Origin of the sequence: Chitinophaga niabensis (assembly GCF_039545795.1) — a bacterium.
Lineage (GTDB): Bacteria > Bacteroidota > Bacteroidia > Chitinophagales > Chitinophagaceae > Chitinophaga > Chitinophaga niabensis_B.
The window spans coordinates 1,867,256-1,885,513 of record NZ_CP154260.1 but is presented as its reverse complement, the minus strand read 5'-3'; the positions used below and the strand labels follow the sequence as shown (position 1 = coordinate 1,885,513).

Annotated in this window: 16 protein-coding genes; 9 read left to right on the top strand and 7 right to left on the bottom strand. The window is 46.7% G+C overall.

Annotated features, from left to right (window positions below):
• Positions 1–9: 9 nt before the first annotated feature.
• The gene (locus AAHN97_RS07590; RefSeq protein WP_343306963.1) at positions 10–702 is read left to right on the top strand and encodes a LytR/AlgR family response regulator transcription factor; all 693 of its coding nucleotides are present in this window, start codon (positions 10–12) and stop codon (positions 700–702) included.
• A gap of 41 nt (positions 703–743) precedes the next feature.
• Here AAHN97_RS07590 and AAHN97_RS07585 read toward each other — a convergent pair whose 3' ends face one another.
• Positions 744–2,645 carry a M1 family metallopeptidase gene (locus AAHN97_RS07585; protein WP_343306962.1) on the bottom strand — a complete coding sequence of 634 codons (1,902 nt, stop codon included), beginning with the start codon at positions 2,643–2,645 and terminating at the stop codon, positions 744–746.
• 136 nt (positions 2,646–2,781) lie between these two features.
• Positions 2,782–5,175, bottom strand: coding sequence for an ABC transporter permease (locus AAHN97_RS07580; protein WP_343306961.1), 2,394 nt, complete (start codon positions 5,173–5,175; stop codon positions 2,782–2,784).
• Between the two features lie 136 nt (positions 5,176–5,311).
• Between AAHN97_RS07580 and AAHN97_RS07575 the strand changes: the two genes are divergently transcribed.
• A complete protein-coding gene (locus AAHN97_RS07575; RefSeq protein ID WP_343306960.1) occupies positions 5,312–6,520 on the top strand; it encodes an NAD(P)/FAD-dependent oxidoreductase in 1,209 nt (402 codons plus the stop codon).
• A 34-nt stretch (positions 6,521–6,554) separates the two neighbouring features.
• Positions 6,555–7,250: a DsbA family oxidoreductase gene (locus AAHN97_RS07570; protein ID WP_343306959.1), complete on the top strand. Its 696-nt coding sequence runs from the start codon at positions 6,555–6,557 to the stop codon at positions 7,248–7,250.
• Positions 7,251–7,335: 85 nt separating this feature from the next.
• Here the strand turns inward: AAHN97_RS07570 and AAHN97_RS07565 are convergent, their stop codons facing one another.
• Both AAHN97_RS07565 and AAHN97_RS07560 read right to left on the bottom strand, forming a co-directional pair.
• Positions 7,336–7,830, bottom strand: coding sequence for an outer membrane beta-barrel protein (locus AAHN97_RS07565; protein ID WP_343306958.1), 495 nt, complete (start codon positions 7,828–7,830; stop codon positions 7,336–7,338).
• Between the two features lie 70 nt (positions 7,831–7,900).
• Complete coding sequence (locus AAHN97_RS07560) at positions 7,901–10,009, bottom strand: TonB-dependent receptor domain-containing protein (RefSeq protein WP_343306957.1); 2,109 nt, start codon at positions 10,007–10,009, stop codon at positions 7,901–7,903.
• 171 nt (positions 10,010–10,180) lie between these two features.
• On the opposite strand from AAHN97_RS07560, the gene AAHN97_RS07555 reads away from it, so the two are divergent.
• From AAHN97_RS07555 to AAHN97_RS07545, 3 genes are read left to right on the top strand one after another with little or no spacing between them, the layout of a single operon-like run.
• On the top strand, positions 10,181–11,266 hold the full coding sequence (locus AAHN97_RS07555; protein ID WP_343306956.1) for a sensor histidine kinase: 1,086 nt from the start codon (positions 10,181–10,183) through the stop codon (positions 11,264–11,266).
• The gene (locus AAHN97_RS07550) at positions 11,263–11,946 is read left to right on the top strand and encodes a LytR/AlgR family response regulator transcription factor (RefSeq protein ID WP_343306955.1); all 684 of its coding nucleotides are present in this window, start codon (positions 11,263–11,265) and stop codon (positions 11,944–11,946) included. The genes AAHN97_RS07555 and AAHN97_RS07550 overlap by 4 nt, the downstream gene beginning before the upstream one ends.
• A gap of 13 nt (positions 11,947–11,959) precedes the next feature.
• Positions 11,960–13,111, top strand: coding sequence for a DUF2341 domain-containing protein (locus AAHN97_RS07545; protein ID WP_343306954.1), 1,152 nt, complete (start codon positions 11,960–11,962; stop codon positions 13,109–13,111).
• A gap of 195 nt (positions 13,112–13,306) precedes the next feature.
• Here the strand turns inward: AAHN97_RS07545 and AAHN97_RS07540 are convergent, their stop codons facing one another.
• A complete protein-coding gene (locus AAHN97_RS07540) occupies positions 13,307–13,819 on the bottom strand; it encodes a DUF4251 domain-containing protein (protein WP_343306953.1) in 513 nt (170 codons plus the stop codon).
• A 100-nt stretch (positions 13,820–13,919) separates the two neighbouring features.
• Between AAHN97_RS07540 and AAHN97_RS07535 the strand changes: the two genes are divergently transcribed.
• The gene (locus AAHN97_RS07535) at positions 13,920–14,579 is read left to right on the top strand and encodes a 3-keto-disaccharide hydrolase (protein ID WP_343306952.1); all 660 of its coding nucleotides are present in this window, start codon (positions 13,920–13,922) and stop codon (positions 14,577–14,579) included.
• 53 nt (positions 14,580–14,632) lie between these two features.
• Positions 14,633–14,947, top strand: a complete 315-nt coding sequence (locus AAHN97_RS07530; RefSeq protein WP_343306951.1) for a hypothetical protein — start codon at positions 14,633–14,635, stop codon at positions 14,945–14,947.
• Between the two features lies 1 nt (position 14,948).
• On the opposite strand, the gene AAHN97_RS07525 is transcribed toward AAHN97_RS07530, so the two are convergent.
• Positions 14,949–15,311, bottom strand: a complete 363-nt coding sequence (locus tag AAHN97_RS07525) for a winged helix-turn-helix transcriptional regulator (protein WP_343306950.1) — start codon at positions 15,309–15,311, stop codon at positions 14,949–14,951.
• 42 nt (positions 15,312–15,353) lie between these two features.
• On the opposite strand from AAHN97_RS07525, the gene dinB reads away from it, so the two are divergent.
• Positions 15,354–16,430: a DNA polymerase IV gene (dinB, locus tag AAHN97_RS07520; protein WP_343306949.1), complete on the top strand. Its 1,077-nt coding sequence runs from the start codon at positions 15,354–15,356 to the stop codon at positions 16,428–16,430.
• Between the two features lie 249 nt (positions 16,431–16,679).
• Here dinB and AAHN97_RS07515 read toward each other — a convergent pair whose 3' ends face one another.
• Complete coding sequence (locus AAHN97_RS07515; protein WP_343306948.1) at positions 16,680–18,203, bottom strand: S10 family peptidase; 1,524 nt, start codon at positions 18,201–18,203, stop codon at positions 16,680–16,682.
• Positions 18,204–18,258: the final 55 nt, after the last annotated feature.

Genomic DNA, 18,258 nt, shown 5'->3' with positions numbered 1-18,258 from the left:
AACGTGAATATGGCTATACAATGTATTGTGGTAGATGATGAACCGCTCGCCGTACAGGTGATCGAAGCATTTATTTCCAAAATGCCGGAACTGCAGCTGCAACGCAGCTTCTCCAATCCGCTGGAAGCATTGGCCTACCTGAAACAGGAACCATCTGTAAAACTTGTGTTCCTGGACATCCAGATGCCGGAACTCACCGGCGTGGAATTCATGCAGTTATTACAGAACCAGGTGGATGTGGTGATCATCTCTGCCTACGATGAATATGCGCTGGATGGCTTCCAGTATGAAGCCACAGACTATCTCCTCAAACCCGTGTCGTTCGATCGTTTTGTGAAGGCCGTGCAAAAGGTGGTGAATAAACAACCGAAAGATATCTCCCTTGTACAAAATGAATTCATCTTCATCCGTACAGACAAACGTATTGTGCGGGTGAACCTCAGCGAGATCTTATTCATTGAAGCCTTACGCAATTACGTGGCTATACAAACGGTCAGTCAAAAAATCCTTACCCTGCAGAACCTGCGCGGGATCGAGGAAATACTGCCACCTCAGAAGTTCATCCGTGTGCATAAATCATTTATCACTGCTATTGATAAGATTGATAGTGTGGAAAGGCAGCGCATTTTTATAGGGGCACATACGATACCCATTGGGGATACTTACGTGAAGCAATTCTTTGAAGCCATCAAACTGGGATAAAAAAAGCGGGCTGGTTAACCAGCCCGCTCTGCTATAAAAAATTATTTCTTCCAGACATTATTCAGGGTGTTGGCATCCGGCAAGGTCTTATCCGGATCTACATCCACACTCGCCACCTTGCTGCCGGCTTTAATGGGATAACGGAAACGCCATAAGGACCCGGTCTGCCAGATCTCTACCGGCAAGTTCACACGTTTGCTGGTACCATCCTCTTCTTTGATCTCTACTGTCACCGGCATCGGCAATTGCTCCAGGCATTCAATGGAAATGATAGCCGTGGTATCATTGTGATACACAACTTCCCTTGCTGCCAGGTCTACTTTCCAGTTGTTGATGATCCAACCGCGCCAGAACCAGTCCAGGCTCTCTCCGCTGCTGTTTTCTATAGCACGGAAGAAATCCCATTGGGTAGGATGTTTGAAAGCCCAGTTATCAATATAATAGCGGAATGCTTTATCGAAACGTTCTTCTCCCAATACTACTTCCCGCAGCAGGTCCATTCCCATCGCAGGTTTGTAATAAGCCAGGATACCCAGGCTGCCGCCTCTGATAACATCAGCGCGGTGATAGATGGTGCTCGCAGAATCGTAATACATCATGCGGCTTGCGGCATGGCGGTTCGGTTTACCTTTATCAGCAAATTCGCCACCATTGAATGCTTTCTCTGCAAGACCGTTAATGAAAGTATTAAAGCCTTCATCCATCCAGGCAAAACGTCTTTCGTTGCTGCCCACGATCATGGGGAACCAGTTATGACCAAATTCATGACTTGTTACACCCCACAGGCCGCCTTTCTGAGAACGTGCGGAACAGAAAACGATACCGGGATATTCCATTCCACCTACAATACCCGCTACGTTCACGGCTGTAGGATAAGTATATGGATACCATTTTTCAGAATAATGTTCAATGCAGCCTTTCACAAATTCCGTAGACCGGCGCCATGCAGAATCGCCGGCACTCTCTACAGGATATACGCTCATAGCCAGTGATTTTTTGCCACCGGGCAGATTGATACGTGCAGCATCCCAGATAAAAGCAGGAGAAGAAGCCCAGGCCACATCGCGGGTATTGGTGCATTTGAACTTCCAGGTAAGGCGTTCTTTGGCAGGGCGGGTAGATGCATCCGTGATCTCATTTACATCGCGCAGCATCACCGTTTTATCACTCTGCTCTGCTTTCTTCCAGCGTTGCAGTTGCGTAGGCGTTAATACTTCTGCCGGGTTCAGCAAAGCACCGGAACCCACTACAATATGATTAGCAGGCGCATTGATGCTGTACTCTATATTCCCGTATTCCAGGTAAAACTCTCCCTGGCCAAGGTATGGCAGGGTGTTCCAGCCTATCACGTTATCAAATACACACATGCGGGGATACCACTGTGCGATCTCATATACTTTACCATTTTTGGTTTTGAGGATCCCCATCCGGTCTGTGCCGTATTCAGGAATGTTAAAGGAGAACTTTACTTTTAACTGGATCACACCACCGTTAGCTTTCAAAGCCTGCGGCAGTTCAACCCGCATGCGGGTATCCACTACTTCATGTTCTGCTTTTTGCTCTTTGCCTAAAGCTACAATAGACACCCCGTCAATTGTATAACCGCCATTGAAATTGCGGTTTGCCCAACGGCCTCCGGCAACCGGCGTAACGGCTACACCACGGGATGCTTCGTTGTAAATGTTCTGATCCAGTTGCAGCCAAAGGAAAGGCAGGTTCTCCGGGCTATTGTTCTTGTAAGTGATCAGCACGGTACCAGCAACATTGTCCTTCACATCATCAAAGGTCACATCGATCTTGTAATCGGCTGAGTTCTGCCAATATTTACTGCCGGGTCTGCCACTTGCTGTGCGGACCTCATCTCCGTTGGCTTCATAAAATACGGGCTCAAAGGCTTTGTAAGCATTGAATCTGGAGGCGCTTTGCTGCGCTGATACTGCCATTGGCAGGCATAGCCATCCAAGGAGGACAGCTAACACTGGGTATTGTCGCTGAAATGCAGGCATAGAATTGTTTGATTATAATCGGGGTAATCTAGCAATAATATTCCGCTTTTTAAAGCCACATTGGATGAACGGATCAATCCGCCCGGAGGCTCCTTGCCGGATTAGCCAGGGCCGCCCGCATGGCATGATAGCCCACGGTGGCCAATGTGATCACTACCGCCAGCAATCCTGCCGCAGCAAACATCCACCAGCTCAAGGAGATACGGTAGGCAAAGTCCTTCAGCCATACCTGCATACTCCACCAGGCGATGGGTATAGCCATCACTGCGGCGATCATTACCAGTTTTAAGAAATCCCTGCTCAACATGCCGGTGATACTGGCCACGGAAGCACCCAGTACTTTGCGGATACCGATCTCTTTGGTCCTTTGCTCTGCTGTAAAGGCAGCCAGGCCAAACAAACCCAGGCAGGCAATGAAAATAGCCAGCAAGGTGAATAGCAGGAACACTTTGCTTTGTGTTCGCTCCGCGAAATATTGACGGGAAAAATTCTCATCCAGGAAATGTACTTCCAGGGGATATGTTTTTTCGAATTGGGCATACACTTTTTCAAGGTGCTGCAATCCTTCCGGGATATGCGCTTTATTCAAACGCACAAACAGGTTATCTTCCATGGCCGTGAACGCAGGCAGCATAATAGCCATGGGAGCTATTTTATGTTGAAGGGAATAAATGTGAAAGTCTTTCACCACTCCTATGATCCGGCGTTCCCGTATAGTATCTGCTTCATATTGTACCCGTTTTCCGATAGGATCTTTCAGCCCCATTTCCTTTACCATGGTTTCATTCACCAACATGGTAGTATATTTCTCTCCCGGAATGGCAGGGTCAAAGTTCCTTCCTGCCACCAGTTTAAGCCCCATAACAGGCGCAAAATCCGCATCTGCATAATAGCTCTGGGTGATCAGTGATCCGTGCTCAAACTTTCCGTCTTTCTCTGCTTTAAAACCATTTGCACCGATGTTGTTGTTGCCGATAGGATTGCTGGCGGCGGATACACTTTCTATATAAGGGCTCTTCTTCAGTTCAGCCTTGATAGCAGACACCCTTTCCCGTAGCCGCATATCGTTCAGGTGAAAGCTCAGGATCTGGTCCTTCGCAAAACCGAGATCTTTTTTATTGACATATTCCATCTGCAGCCATGTAACAATAGACACAGCAATTAAAATGATGGCCACTACGAATTGGAAGGATACCAATACCTTCCTGAAAGCTGCATTCCCTGTGCTATTGCCCTGCTTACCTTTCAGCGCATTAATGGTTTTGAAGCGGGACATAAAGATGGCCGGATAAGAACCTGCCAGGAAACCTGCCGCTACAGAAAACACCAGGAGTAATAACAACGTGTAACCTATGCCGTATTGCCAGAGCGATAAGGATTTACCGGCTATTTTATTGAATACAGGCAATGCCAGCGTAGTAACAATTGCCGCCAGCAGCGCCGCCAGTAAAGTGAGGATAATGGATTCTACCAGGAACATGCCCGCTACCTGGCCCTGTACAGACCCTAATGTTTTACGCACGCCCACTTCCTTTACCCTTACAGAAGAGCGGGCGGTGGAAATGTTCATGTAGTTGATGCAGGCGATCAATAATATCAGTATGGCTACGGTAGCAAAGATGTACACACTCCGTTTATTTCCGTTCGTACCTAATTCATAATTAAGGTGGGAATTCAGATGTATGTCCCGCAGCGGCTGCAGGCTCATTTTAAAGGTCACGCCCTCTCCCATGTCTCCTTTCATGTATTGCTCATAGAAAGCCTGGCTTTTGTTGCTGATCTTTTCTGCATCTGCGCCGGGTTGTAACAGGAGGTAGGTATAGATGCTGAAATTGTCCCATTTAGAGCTAAAGTCCTTCGGCAGGGTGCGTAATGCCGTAAAATGAAAATGTGTATTATGCGGCACATCTTCCATCACGCCGGTTACCAGGTCTACATCTTTATCACCATTCCAGGTTACGTTTTTACCCAATGCCGCTGCCGGATCACCGAACAACTTTGCCGCAAGGCTTTTGGTTAATACAATAGCATTCGGGGCCTTCAATGCTGTGGCAGGATCGCCGGCAATGAAAGGGAAAGTGAAAACCTGGAAAACATTGCTATCCGCTAAAAGCGCTTCACCCGGCTCAACGCTTTTATCTCCGGCGCTTAGCAAACTGCCTCCGCCCTCCGGCACGATCCTTGTCTGCGCTAATACTTCAGGAAAGTTGTTTTGCAATGCAGGTCCCTGTGGTACAGAGGAAGAAGCCACATTAAGCTCCCCTCCTTCCCAGCTGGCCGCATTCACCACCCTGTATATATTTTCACCCTTTTCATGAAAGCGGTCGTAACTCAGTTCGTCCCCTACATGCAGGAGGATGATCCAACAGGCAGCAAGACCAATGACCAGTCCTGCCAGGTTAATACCGGTATAGGTACGATGTTTCCAGAGATGGCGAAGTGCTATTTTCAGATGATTGCGGAACATGGGATTTAGATTTGGTTTTTGCAGGCCATTATCATACCAACGCTAACTTCGGTTGATAATCAGTATATTACATAAAAGGCACTGTTCATTACAGCACAATGGCTGTCCGTTATTGAACAGGCACAAAATAAACATTTTGGACTTACACTCAGGATATCCATATTCACTGATCCGGCATGGCCTGCCTTTCAATTACCCCAAACTGGAAAACGATCTTCGTGCATCCGTGGTGGTGATCGGGGGAGGCATTTCAGGCGCTTTGATGGCCCATGCACTGGTGCGGGAAGGAATAACCTGTGTGGTATTAGATGCCCGGACTGTGGGGCTGGGAAGCACCAGCGCCAGCACTTCTCTTTTACAATATGAAATAGACGTGCCCCTTACGGAATTAAAAGAGAAAGTAGGTGTTGCACATGCAGAAAGGGCCTATGCCGCCTGTGCAAGGTCTATCGACAAACTGGAGAAGATAACCAAAAGAGTGAATGCACCATATTTTGAAAGGAAACATAGTTTATACCTCGCCTCTTTTAAGAAAGACCTTCCTAAACTGGAAGCAGAATACAAAGCCCGCAAAGCCATGGGCCTGGATGTGATGTTCTGGGACCCCGGCATGCTGAAAGACCTGCTGGGGCTGGATGCCCCTGCTGCCATATATTCCCGCACCGCTGCCCAGACAGATGCCTATAGCCTCACACATGCCCTTCATCAGTATAACCTGGAAAAGGGTGCTGCCGTGTACGACAGAACGCTGGTGCAGGATATCAGTTTTCCTAAGAACGGCGTAAGGCTTACTACCGAAGAAGGCCATACGGTACTGGCCGATCATCTTGTAATAGCCACGGGGTATGAAACCCTTCAATATCTCCCTGCCGGCATTGTTGATCTGCATGCCACTTATGCCGTAGCCAGTGAACACCATGAAAAAGGGCCCTTATGGTATGAAGACTGCCTGATCTGGGAAATGAAAGACCCCTATCTCTATCTTCGTACCACACCTGAACACCGTATTATTGTAGGTGGCCGGGATGAAAAGTTCTACAATCCCACCAAAAGGGATAAACTCCTGCCGGCAAAGGCCAGGCAGCTGCAGCAGGATTTCAGTAAACATTTCCCGCATATTCCTTTCAAACCTGAATTCAAATGGACGGGTACCTTTGGCAGTACGCAGGATGGACTGCCTTATATTGGCACCTACGCTAAAATGCCCCATACCTTCTTTGCACTGGGTTTTGGCGGTAACGGCATTACCTTCAGCCAGATAGCCGCAGAGATCGTTTGCGATCAGATCAGGGGCAAACAACACCCGGATGCGGACGTTTTCTCCTTTGCCCGCTATAAGGGATAAAATGCGTAAATTTGTACCCTTAAAATTGATGCGTATGAAGATCGATATCTGGTCTGATGTAGCATGCCCGTTCTGCTATATCGGAAAAAGACACCTGGAGGCGGCACTGGAGCAATTCCCTCATAAGAACGATGTAGAAGTGACCTGGCATAACTTTGAACTGGACCCGAATGCGGCCAGGGATAATAAGGAAGACCAATACACTTTACTGGCCCGCAAATACGGGATGTCCCGCGAGCAGGCTATTGAAAATACAGACAGAGTAGCAGCATCCGGAGAAAAAGCCGGCCTTGCTTTTGCGTTCGACAAAGTAATTCCTACCAATACATTTGATGCACACCGCCTGATCCAGTTTGCGGCGCAGCATGGTAAACAGGATGAAATGGAAGAACGTTTGTTCAGCGCCTATTTCATGGAAGGAAAACATATCAGCAACAAGGAAACCCTCCTGGCTATTGCCAAAGAACTTGGGCTGGATGCTACAGAAGTGCTGAACAGTGATGCCTATACAAAGGAAGTGAGGAAAGATGAAGCAGATGCACAATCACTGGGGATCCGTGGTGTGCCGTTCTTTGTGTTTGACATGAAGTATGCTGTATCCGGCGCACAGCCTGTAGATGCCTTTACACAGACCCTGCAAAAGGTATGGGAAGAAGCACATCCTCCGGTGGAACTGATCCAGACCGGCGATAAAGGTGCTACCTGTGATGATGGTTCATGTACAGTGTAAATACCCTTTCACTGCATAAATAAAAAAGGCTTTTAAAAGAGTTATAGCTCTTTTAAAAGCCTTTTCCTATTTACCGAAAAACACTTTAGAAATTATACCCGGCTTTCAAGCCAAAGAAACCAATATTTCCGTTTTTGATCCAGGTCTCATACTTGGCCATTACATCTAAGCCCAACACACGGATACCAACACCCGGTGCAAGGATAAAAGCAGCCCCTGAATCATCTCCCGTATAGGTAGAAGCCCCGCTTTCCAGTTTCACATAGAGGATAGATACCAGCTGGTATTTGATACCCAGCCTTACCGGCACTGCAGAAACAGCAGAGATCTTATTATTCAGAGCATCCCGCTGACCACCAAACCGCATATACCCAACTGAACCTGTTACACCAAAACCCTTGATCAGTTTAATGTCTGCCCCAAGGCCTACACCATAACCGGTATTATGCGTTTTACTGAGATCTCCCACAGGGAAACCGGCTTCAACATAAGGACCAAGACTGAAACGTTTTAATTGTGCATGGCTTGCCAAACTGCAAATTAGCAGTAGCGCAATGAGCGCGGAGAATTTGTTTTTCATTTCAGGATATTTGTGAGGTTATGTTACTGATTACGAATGTATTACTTATTTGCAACACCCCCTAAACAAATTATCTGCTGATCCTCCCCTTTTCACTTTCAATCCCGCTTTTGCGATTGCGGTTCGCCTTTACATCTTTATCCCCGAAGCGATAGGTCATGGTAAGGGTCACAGCACGGTTGTCGTTATAATCAATGGTATTGATCCGCACATTCCTGTAGTCTGAGATATTGCCCATCTGCATCGTGCGGAAGAGATCCGTGATATTCAGTTTCAGGTCCATTTTCTTTTCCAGGATGCTGCGCTGGAAAGCAAGATTAACACCCCAGTAATCTTTCATCTCCTGTAAACCGGAAGATACGCGGGAAGAATAATTGAAAGCACTTTGTATGGTACATACCCTGGGAATGGTAAATGTATTGATGGTACTGAAAAAGAAACCGGGCGTTGATCTTTGCAACGCAACGGTATCGAAATTATACCGGATATAACCTCCCTGTAAAGAAGTTTGATTGCTCCACCAGCTATTGATCCTGCTGCTGTAAGAAATGCCCGCAAAATACCATTCGGAGAAAGAGAGATTGCTGTAGGAACTGTAGAGCACCTTGCTCTGAGGGTTCTGCTCATAGACTTCGGACACAACTCCATTGTAACGCATATAGGATAAGGTGGTGAAAAGCTTTCCTTTAAACACATGATTCAGTTCAACAGCATGCGCCATTTCAGGCCCAAGGTCAGGATTGCCACGGAAGTAAGCATATTTGCTTTCAAAGATGAGGAAAGGGTTCACAGCAGCGTAAGAAGGCCGGTTAATGCTCTTCCTGTAAGAAAAGGAGAACTGCTGATCGTCATTCAGGGTATATTGCAATGCCACATTCGGGAAAAGGCGGGTGTAGTTCTTCGAAAATGCCTCGTCGGAAGTAAGTGAATGCCCTTTGGTACGGGTATTTTCCAAACGTAATCCAGCCTGCAGGCCCCATTTTTTCCAGTCTTTTGCATAGTTCACATATCCTGCGTTGATCCATTCCCGGTAGATGAAGTGATTGGATTTTCCTGCATCCGGTACCCAGCCGGCAGATGTTTCCTCTTCCCAGCGTGTATCCGTATCTGTTTTAACGAAGATGGTTTTGAGGCCGGCCTCCCAATGCGGCTGCCTGTAATCCGCAGACAGGGACCGGATACCTATCTGCTGAGGAGAGTTATGACGAAGGAGATAAGCCGGGGCTGCATCTGAACGCGTATCGAAGGATTGACGGGAACGGGTATTGAACGTATAATAATCCCCGTTAATGGTCAGTTCTTTACCGGTACTATCCAGTTTAGTAGTAAAATAAGCATTGAAGGCCGGTGTAAAGAAACCGCCGGTTCCATGGTTATCAGCCACCAGGGAAGAATCCGGCCGGGAGGATTTACTGTAGAAAAGAGAATGCTGGCTGCTGGAAGTTTGCTTTTGGTTATACATGCCATTCAGCGTGAAACCCAGAGAGCTTCTTTTACTGATGGTATAATCCAGCCCGCTGCGGAAGTTATGGCTTTCTGTAGTGTTCAGGGCGGCCCCATTTCCCAGGATACTGAATTCAGGGGTATTCCTTTCACTGGCAGATTGCCGGGAACGTGTGCTGTAACTCAGATCATATCCGCCATAAACATTCAGTTTTTTTGCGCGGTAGTTCAGGAATACGGATTCATTGGTGCGGAAATGATCACCATAACCCATTCCCACCGTTACATTACCATTTGTGCCCAGTCCCTTTTCCTTTTTCATTTTGATATTGATCATGGCGCCGCCTGCTGCATCGTACTTTGCAGAGGGGTTGCTAACCAGTTCTATCTTATCTATGTTCTGCCCCTGTGTTCCGCTGAGCAATGCTTTTAATGCTGCTGTATTCAGATAGGAAGGCCTGCCTTCCAGGTACACAACCACCGGTTTACCATTATAGGTGATCCTGCCGTTTTGATCTACCTGCACACCCGGGGCCATTTGTAAAACTTCCAGTACATTGCTGCCTGCCGCCAGGGGGCTGTTGGCCATGTTCAGGATCATTTTGCCGGCTTTCATTTCAACGAAAGCCTTCTGGCCTTGAATAGTTACACCTTTCAGTGCAACAGTATCCTGCTTTTGAGCGATGGCCATATGAGTGATGAGGATCAGGGAGAGGAATAAAAAGTTCTTTTTCATATTTTCGGTTTTATGACACAAAGAAAGGATGCCGGCCCGGAGCGGTAAAGCAGGTTTCGATCAGCAGGGAGGCTTATTCGCTGAAACAGGAAAGGTTTCATTTCATCGATAAAAAACTGTTTTTGTCGATAATGGGGAGCAGGGAAAAAGATGACCCATTAATTTACAGGTATGAAAAACAAGGCAAAGTTCCCTTACATCTATGAGGCTGTTATATGGCTGATGTATGTAGTGATCTACAAGTACGATTACTATGTGGATAGTATCCACATCTCCGGCACGCCGCGCGGGTATTTCCCTTATCAGATCTTTATTCTTTTTGCCATTGCCACTTCCCTGTATATGATCCTTTACTATCGCTGGCTGGCTCCCATGCTCATCAGGCGGAAAAAGTACTGGCTGTTTGCACTGATGGTGATTGTTTTCTTCGGTTATATCTCCAAAGTGAACTATATGATCTGGTATCAGCTCTTTGATCTGCTGAACCAGGACCCTAAGCTGAACCCTTATTTTGCCTGGCAGAAAATGATGTCCATAGAAAGGTTAAAACATCTGCTGGCCGGCTGGGACCTTCGCATACTGGCTACGGACTTTGTAACCTTCACCTCCGTTTTCCTCATGCGTTACGCATATGAAACGGAAGAAAAGAAACACCAGCTGGAAACAGATAATCTTGTGTTACAGTTAAATTCCCTGAAGGCACAGCTGCATCCGCACTTCCTGTTCAATACCCTGAACAGCCTGTATGGCATGAGCCTGGTGCAATCCCCTGAAACGCCTGCTTTCATTCTCCGTTTAAGTGATATGCTGCGATTTGTGTTGTATGACTGCCAGCAGAACAAAGTATTGCTGTCCAAGGATGTAGAATTTCTGCTCAACTATATTGAAATGGAAAAGAAACGGTATCCTGATGCGGATATCAGTTTCCGGACAGCTATTCCTGAAGGGGACGAAACGATCGCCCCGCTGTTGCTGATCAATTTTATAGAGAACAGTTTTAAACATGGCGCACACCGGGTCAGGGAAAATGGTTTTGTGCGGGGTGAATTGTATTTACAGAACAACATGCTGGTATTCATATTGGAAAATGATATCCTGGACAGTACGCCTGCTGCCCATCCATACAGCGGGATCGGGATTGAAAATGTGAAGAAGCGGCTGGCATTGTACTATCCCGGGCAACATGATCTGCAGATAGAAAACAATGGACAGCTTTTCCGGGTAACACTTCGTATTCAATTAAACAACAACTTATGATCAGGTGCATGATAGTGGATGATGAGCCCATAGCACATCAGATCCTGGAACAGTACATCCTGCAAACGGAAGGTCTTACACTGGTAGCTAAAAGCCGTAATGCCATGGAGGCCTTTGCTAAACTGGAGCAGCAGGAAATAGATCTCCTGTTCCTGGACATTGAAATGCCGCTGGTAAAAGGAACTACTTTCCTTAAAACGCTCAGCCATCCGCCTAAAGTGATCTTCACCACTGCTTATGCGGAACATGCCGTGGAAGGGTTTGAATTAAATGCAGTGGACTATCTGCTCAAACCTTTTTCCTACGAGCGTTTCGCCAAAGCCGTTGCCAAACTGAAACCTGTTGTGGAAAAAGCAGCGCCTGAAACCACCTACCTGGTGATCAAAGAGAAGGATGCTTTGATGAAGATCGCACATACAGATATACTGTACATTGAAGCAGCAAAAGATTATATGAAGGTGCATACGGCAGACAGGCAGTACCTGGTGCATCAAACCATGAAAAACCTGGAAAGCGCTCTGCCTGCAGGGCAATTCATTCGTACGCATAAATCATACATTGTAGCATTGGCGCAGATCAAGCTGGTTAAAACAGACAGCCTGCTTTTGGCGAATCAGGTAAGCATTCCTGTTAGTCCTAATTACAAGGAGGCAGTGGTGGGTAGTTTCAAAAGGAAATAGTAACTTCCTGTTAATGAAACATCTTGTCTTATTCGTATTATCCTATTGCATCTGTTATCCTGTACTATCCCAGGAAACCTCCGCCTGGCAATATTATAAAGAGATCAGGCTTAACACTTCCCCCAACGGCGCCAACGTAAGCGGCGACGTAAAGGACTTCCCCCTGGCCGTTACCCTCACCACGCAAAACTTCGATTTCTCACAGGCAAAAGCCAATGGTGCGGATATCCGTTTTTCCAATGGCAATACCTTTCTCCCCCATAGCATTGAATGGTGGGACCCTGTAAACAAAAAAGCCCTGGTATGGGTAAAGGTGCCGGTTGTAAAAGGTAACAATGCCACACAAGCTATCTATATGCATTGGGGGAATGAACAGGCTGCTGATGAAGATCGCGGCAAAGAGATCTTCGCCGGTAAAGACGGCTTTGTTGGGGTATGGCATTTGAATGAGCCCGGCAATACTTTACCGGAAGGTTATAAAGATGCTACGGATAATGCAGCAGATGCCACCGGTGTAAACATGAAGCCATGGACGGCTACAGATGGCATCATTGGTAAAGCACAGCAATTCAATTACGAAGATCAGCAATGGATCAAAGTAGATTCCGATAAACGCAAACTCTTTGACCTTACACGGAAGCTTACTTTTTCCATCTGGGCAAAAGCCCGCAGTTATGCCAATAAAGGTGATGAAGCCAAACGGATAGGCCCCGGTTATGAAACCATGTTTGCGAAAGGCGATAATTCATGGCGTTTGCAGAAGTTCGGGCCAAGGTACTGGCATAAACCTGCGGCAGAATTGATAGAGATCTGCGTGGAGCAGCAACCCAAAGGAGACCTCTGCGTGGTAGGTAAAACGGATATGGTCACCGGCAAATGGTTTCACCTTACCGGCGTGCACGATTATCCTTATGTAAAACTCTACGTAAACGGGGTGCTGGATAAGGTGGAGAAGTTTGAAGTGGAATGGAAGTCGGACGATCATCCTGTTGGTATCGGCAACCAAAGTCAGTTCCCGGACAAAGGGCGTTTTTGGGATGGGTTGCTGGATGAAGCCAGGGTTTTAAAAGTAGTGAAGGATGAAAACTGGATAAAACTGGACTACGAAAGCCAGCGGGAAGGATCTGTACTACTCCTGTTCGGAAAAACACAGAAAAGGCGTTAACATATGGAAAATTTTATGTAATTTATAGAAACGATTGCCCCTGAGGGCAACACCAAAATCTAAATCCATGTATACATGCTGCCAGCCCACAAATACGGCTGGCAGTCTGGTTTAGTTGAAAATAGAAAAACACCACCTTACCTCATAAAAAAAGCCGGATCGAAACCCGGCTTTCCTACTCGTTGACCATCCTGCTTATTTCTTTTTCCTGGAACGCTTCTCGGCAATGATCCCGTTAAAAGAGATCGGCTGCCGGTTGGTGCTGGTCACCTGCAAAGAGGCATAACCATCTTCAGAAACAGACAGGAAGAATTGCTGTACATCCCGTACGTCTTTCGGTTTGATGGTAATATCCCATCCCCCTTTCTTACCCGGTGCTTCTGTATATTCAAAATTTTTGGAAATGAACTGTATACCACCCCTTGAAGGATCGATGGGCGCGGCATAAGCACGGCCGAAATAAGGCAGGTAAGAATTCACGGTATCTTTGGAAACAGAGACGTCATACCCTTCTCCCCCTATCTGCCGCGTACGGCCTGACATAGGGAAAACAGTCTGCGCCTGGAACTGGTAGTTCCGGCTGCTGATGAGTTCTTTTATCTTCTTTGCTTTTTCGGATTCTTTTGGCTTTACGGCGGTCTGAGCAAATGATCCAACGCCCAGCACTAAAAGTAACAACAGGACCGGTATAGTTTTGATGTACTTCATATGATTGGATTTATTCCATTTTTGCCTTATAAAACAAAACGCAGGCCACAAATGTTCCCTGTAATTCCCAAATAATAATTATTTTGTTAAAATTCCAGTTATGAACAGCAAATGCATTTTATTGTCTTTCCTGCTCCTCTCTTTCATGGGAGCTAACGCCCAGAACTTCAAGCCTCTATTCAACGGAAAAGACCTCAGCGGATGGTATTCCTTTATTAAATCGAAGGGAAAGGATAATGACGTGGACAAAGTGTTTTCCGTACAGGACGGCATGTTGTATATTACCGGCAAAGAGTTCGGTTATATCGCTACCGAAAAAACCTATAGCGACTTTCACCTGGTGGTGGAATTCAAATGGGGTAATAACAAATGGCCTCCCCGGGAAAAAGCAGTGCGGGATAATGGCATCTTATACCATACCGTGGGTAACGACAAAGTATGGCCCCGTGCCGTGGAATGCCAGATCCAGGAAAAGGATTGCGGCGATTTCTGGCTGATAGACAGTGTTACAGCCATCATAGATGGTGTACGCTCTCCTGCTACAAAAAACACCCACATTGTAAAGAAAAAGGATGCAGAAAAACCCACCGGGGAATGGAACCGTATAGAAGTGATCTCCCTGAAAGGAAAATGCACGCATATTGTAAATGGCGTGATCGTAAATGAAGCAGAAGATGCCAGTGTACGCTCAGGAAAGATCGCTATTCAAAGTGAAGGGGCGGATATCTATTACCGAAAGATAGAACTGAAGGTTTTGTAGTGACAGAAATTTAATTATATTTATATATATCATATCCAAAAACACTGTACACTATGACTCCATTCACATTGTTAGCTATTGCAGCAGCTGCCTTTTTTGTTGCACACGTTTTATTGCTATTCACCTCATTCGGAAAGAATGGTTACAACAAGACCAAATATTTCTGGTCGCACCTCACCCTCTGGATCTGCGGAGCTTTGGTCTTTACCATGGCATTGCTTTTTGCAGGAAAAGGAGAATCAGACATTATTGATGTATTTGACACCCCGGTAAAACGCTGGCTGATCATTGTGGTAGTACTGGTATTATCCGCAGTAGCGCACACGATAGTGAAACTACTGGTGATGCCGCGTTACCAGTCCAGGTGATCTACATCGCCTTTTTCATGGGCGTTGCATGCTGTACCATGGAAGGAATGCCTCGTTTTTGCATTTGTTTTTCAGCCCAGCAACTCAGCAACTCAATGAAAGGGATTAATTCTTTCGCTTCCCCGGTGAGAAGGTATTCAACCCGGGGAAGTACTTCCTGGTAAACCGTTCTTTGAACCAGGCCATCTTCCTCCAATTCCCGCAGGGCCTGTGTGAGCATTTTAGGGGTTATTCCCTGCACATACCGCTTCAGTTCACCATACCGCATCACCTTATCCTTCAGCGCCCAGATAATGCGCCCTTTGTATTTTCCGCCAATGCGCTGGAAAGCATAATCCACTGAACAGATTCCTTCATTTGTCATTGTTCCCGTTTTATCAAAGATACGATAATGTATATTGCAGCTATGTCCGTGCAACGTAAGATCATTCACATAGACATGGATGCATTTTATGCATCTGTAGAGCAGCGCGACAATCCGGAGTACCGTGGAAAAGCCATTGCAGTGGGAGGTTCTCCGGAAGGACGGGGTGGCGTGGTGGCCACCTGTAGTTATGAAGCCCGGAAATTTGGTGTGCGTTCTGCCATGCCTTCCAAAAGAGCGCTGCAATTATGCCCGCATCTCATTTTTGTAAGGCCACGTTTTGCCGCTTACAAAGAAGTATCCCAAAGCGTACGTGAGATCTTCAGCAGGTATACAGACCTCATAGAACCCCTCTCCCTCGATGAAGCTTACCTGGATGTTACGGAAGATAAACAGCAGATCGGTTCCGCTATTGCCATTGCACAACAGATCAAACAGGCGATCAGGGATGAACTGCAGCTTACTGCTTCTGCAGGTGTATCCATCAATAAATTCGTGGCCAAAATAGCTTCGGATATGCAGAAGCCGGATGGCCTTACTTTCATTGCACCCTCGCAGGTGGAATCGTTTATGGAGAATTTGCCGGTAGAGAAATTCTTTGGCGTGGGGAAAGTAACGGCGGATAAAATGAAAGGGATGAACCTGCATACGGGCAAGGACCTCAAGAAACTCACAGAGAATGAACTGGTGCAATACTTCGGCAAATCCGGCCGCTTTTATTACAAGATCGTAAGGGGCATAGACGACAGAGCAGTGGAGCCACACCGGGAAACTAAATCCGTGGGGGCAGAAGACACTTTTGCCTACGATCTCACCCTCATAGAAGAAATGAATACAGAATTGGATAAAATAGCGGTAACGGTGGCCAACAGGCTGGAACGGTACCAGCTGAAAGGCAGAACAGTTACCCTGAAGATCAAATACAGCGATTTTAAACAGATCACCCGGAACCAGTCCTTAGCCCAGGGGATCAATGATCTGCCCACTATTTCGGCTATTGCCAAACAGTTGTTACTGAAAACAGAGCCGGAGGATAAGAAGATCAGGTTGCTGGGGATCACATTATCTAATTTTGGAGAGGAACATCCCCCCGAAACAGCGCAATTGAGTCTTTTTTGAGTTTATCCTTGCTTCATCCTAGCTTCAAAGTAGCTTAAACCCGCTCTGGGAAGCAACATGAAGCTAGGATGAAGCAAGGATGAAGCTACCATAGCGGTTCTATGAAATCTATTTAACATAATTAAAAGAACAGCACTCAGCCGAGCCCCTTCCTGCCGTACAAGTGAGTGACACAACGGCGGCCAGGTCAGCGATCAACAGCCCGGTCACATAAAAAAACGGCACCTGGTGAAAGCGCCGTTCTTCTACTTAATATTTTGCAGCCTGTCCCGCTTTGGGAATAGACTTCTGAATGAATTCCCTTAGATGTTCGTTACTGGTGGCGAGGTCATCTTTACGCAGATACATCATGTGCCCGCTGCGGTAGCCTTCCCAGGAAAGGCGGTCTTTCAGTTTACCGCTTGGGTCCATTTGCCACATGCTGTATTTCGCATTGAAATAATCACAGGCGCCATCGTAATAACCGCTCTGGATCAGTACGTGCAGGTAAGGGTTCTGCGCCATGGCCTGCCTTAAATTCTCTCCTGTTTTGTTACCTGTATTATCCCATGGAAATACAGGGCCGAACATGTAATACTTCAGGTCTGTTTTATAGTTCAGTTCTTCTCTCAGGTACATATTGATAGCCGGTGTGAAAGAGTGCAGCCAGGAAGTTAATTCCGCATTGAAATCTACATTCTGCCCTGCATCTTTACGATCAATACCCAGGTAGCGGGAATCCAGCCTGCCCACAGTATAACCACGCTCACGCAGCAGTTCCTTCCAGAAGAAACCAGTGGGGATATCCAGGTTATTCTGCAGTACCGCTTTCTCAGAAATACCTGCATAGCGGGCTACTTTAGCGGCGATCTCTTTCCTGCGGGCATCGCTGATAAAACCACCTTCTGCCAATGCAGGGATATAGTCTTTGATGGTAAATGCTTCCACTTCCTGTAACATCACTGGCAGGTCTTTCTGCTGCAGGTCTGCCGGTAAGGCTTTATGGTACCATGCAGTAGCTGCATAATATGGTAAACGGAGTGCAGCGGCCATAGGACCATCTCTTTCAATGCCTAATTCTGTAGGCGATACCAGTACTACGCCATTTACATAGATCCACTGGGAGTTCTGTAATTCCAGTGCCAGTCCTGATACACGGGTGGTGCCATAACTTTCGCCCACAAGGTATTTGGGGGAAGCCCAGCGTTTATAACGGGTAATGAATGTATTGATCCATTCTGCGAGGTAACGTACATCCTGGTTCACACCAAAGAACTTACTGCCTTGCACATCTTTATTGGCCATTCTTGAAAAGCCCGTGTTCACAGGGTCTACGTATACAATATCCGCCACGTCCAGGATAGAATGTGCATTGTCTTTCAGGCCATAGGGCTGTACGGGATATCCTTCATCATCTATCTTGAGGATGCGCGGGCCGGTATAACCGATCTGCATCCATACGGAGGCTGTGCCGGGGCCGCCATTGAAAGAAAATACCAATGGGCGGGCATTACGGTCTGCTACGTTTGATCTTTCGAAGTAAGTGTAGAAAACGCCTGCGATCACTTTTCCATCATCGTCCCAAACAGGGATGGTACCGGCAGTAACTTTGTAAGGTACTACCTGGCCTTTGATGGTTACCTGGTGAGCGGTAGTAACGCCGGCATCCATGTTCAGGTTGCGGCTGGCGCCTCCTTTTGAGAATTTACCATCGGCTGTGTCTGTGGCCGGGGTTTTCTGAGCGTATAGGCTGGTGCAGCCGAGCAATAAGGCTGCCGTTAGGATACTTTTCATATTTTAAACATAGGTATTTCTATGAAAATATCCGATTTTTTGTGATAGTTGGGGA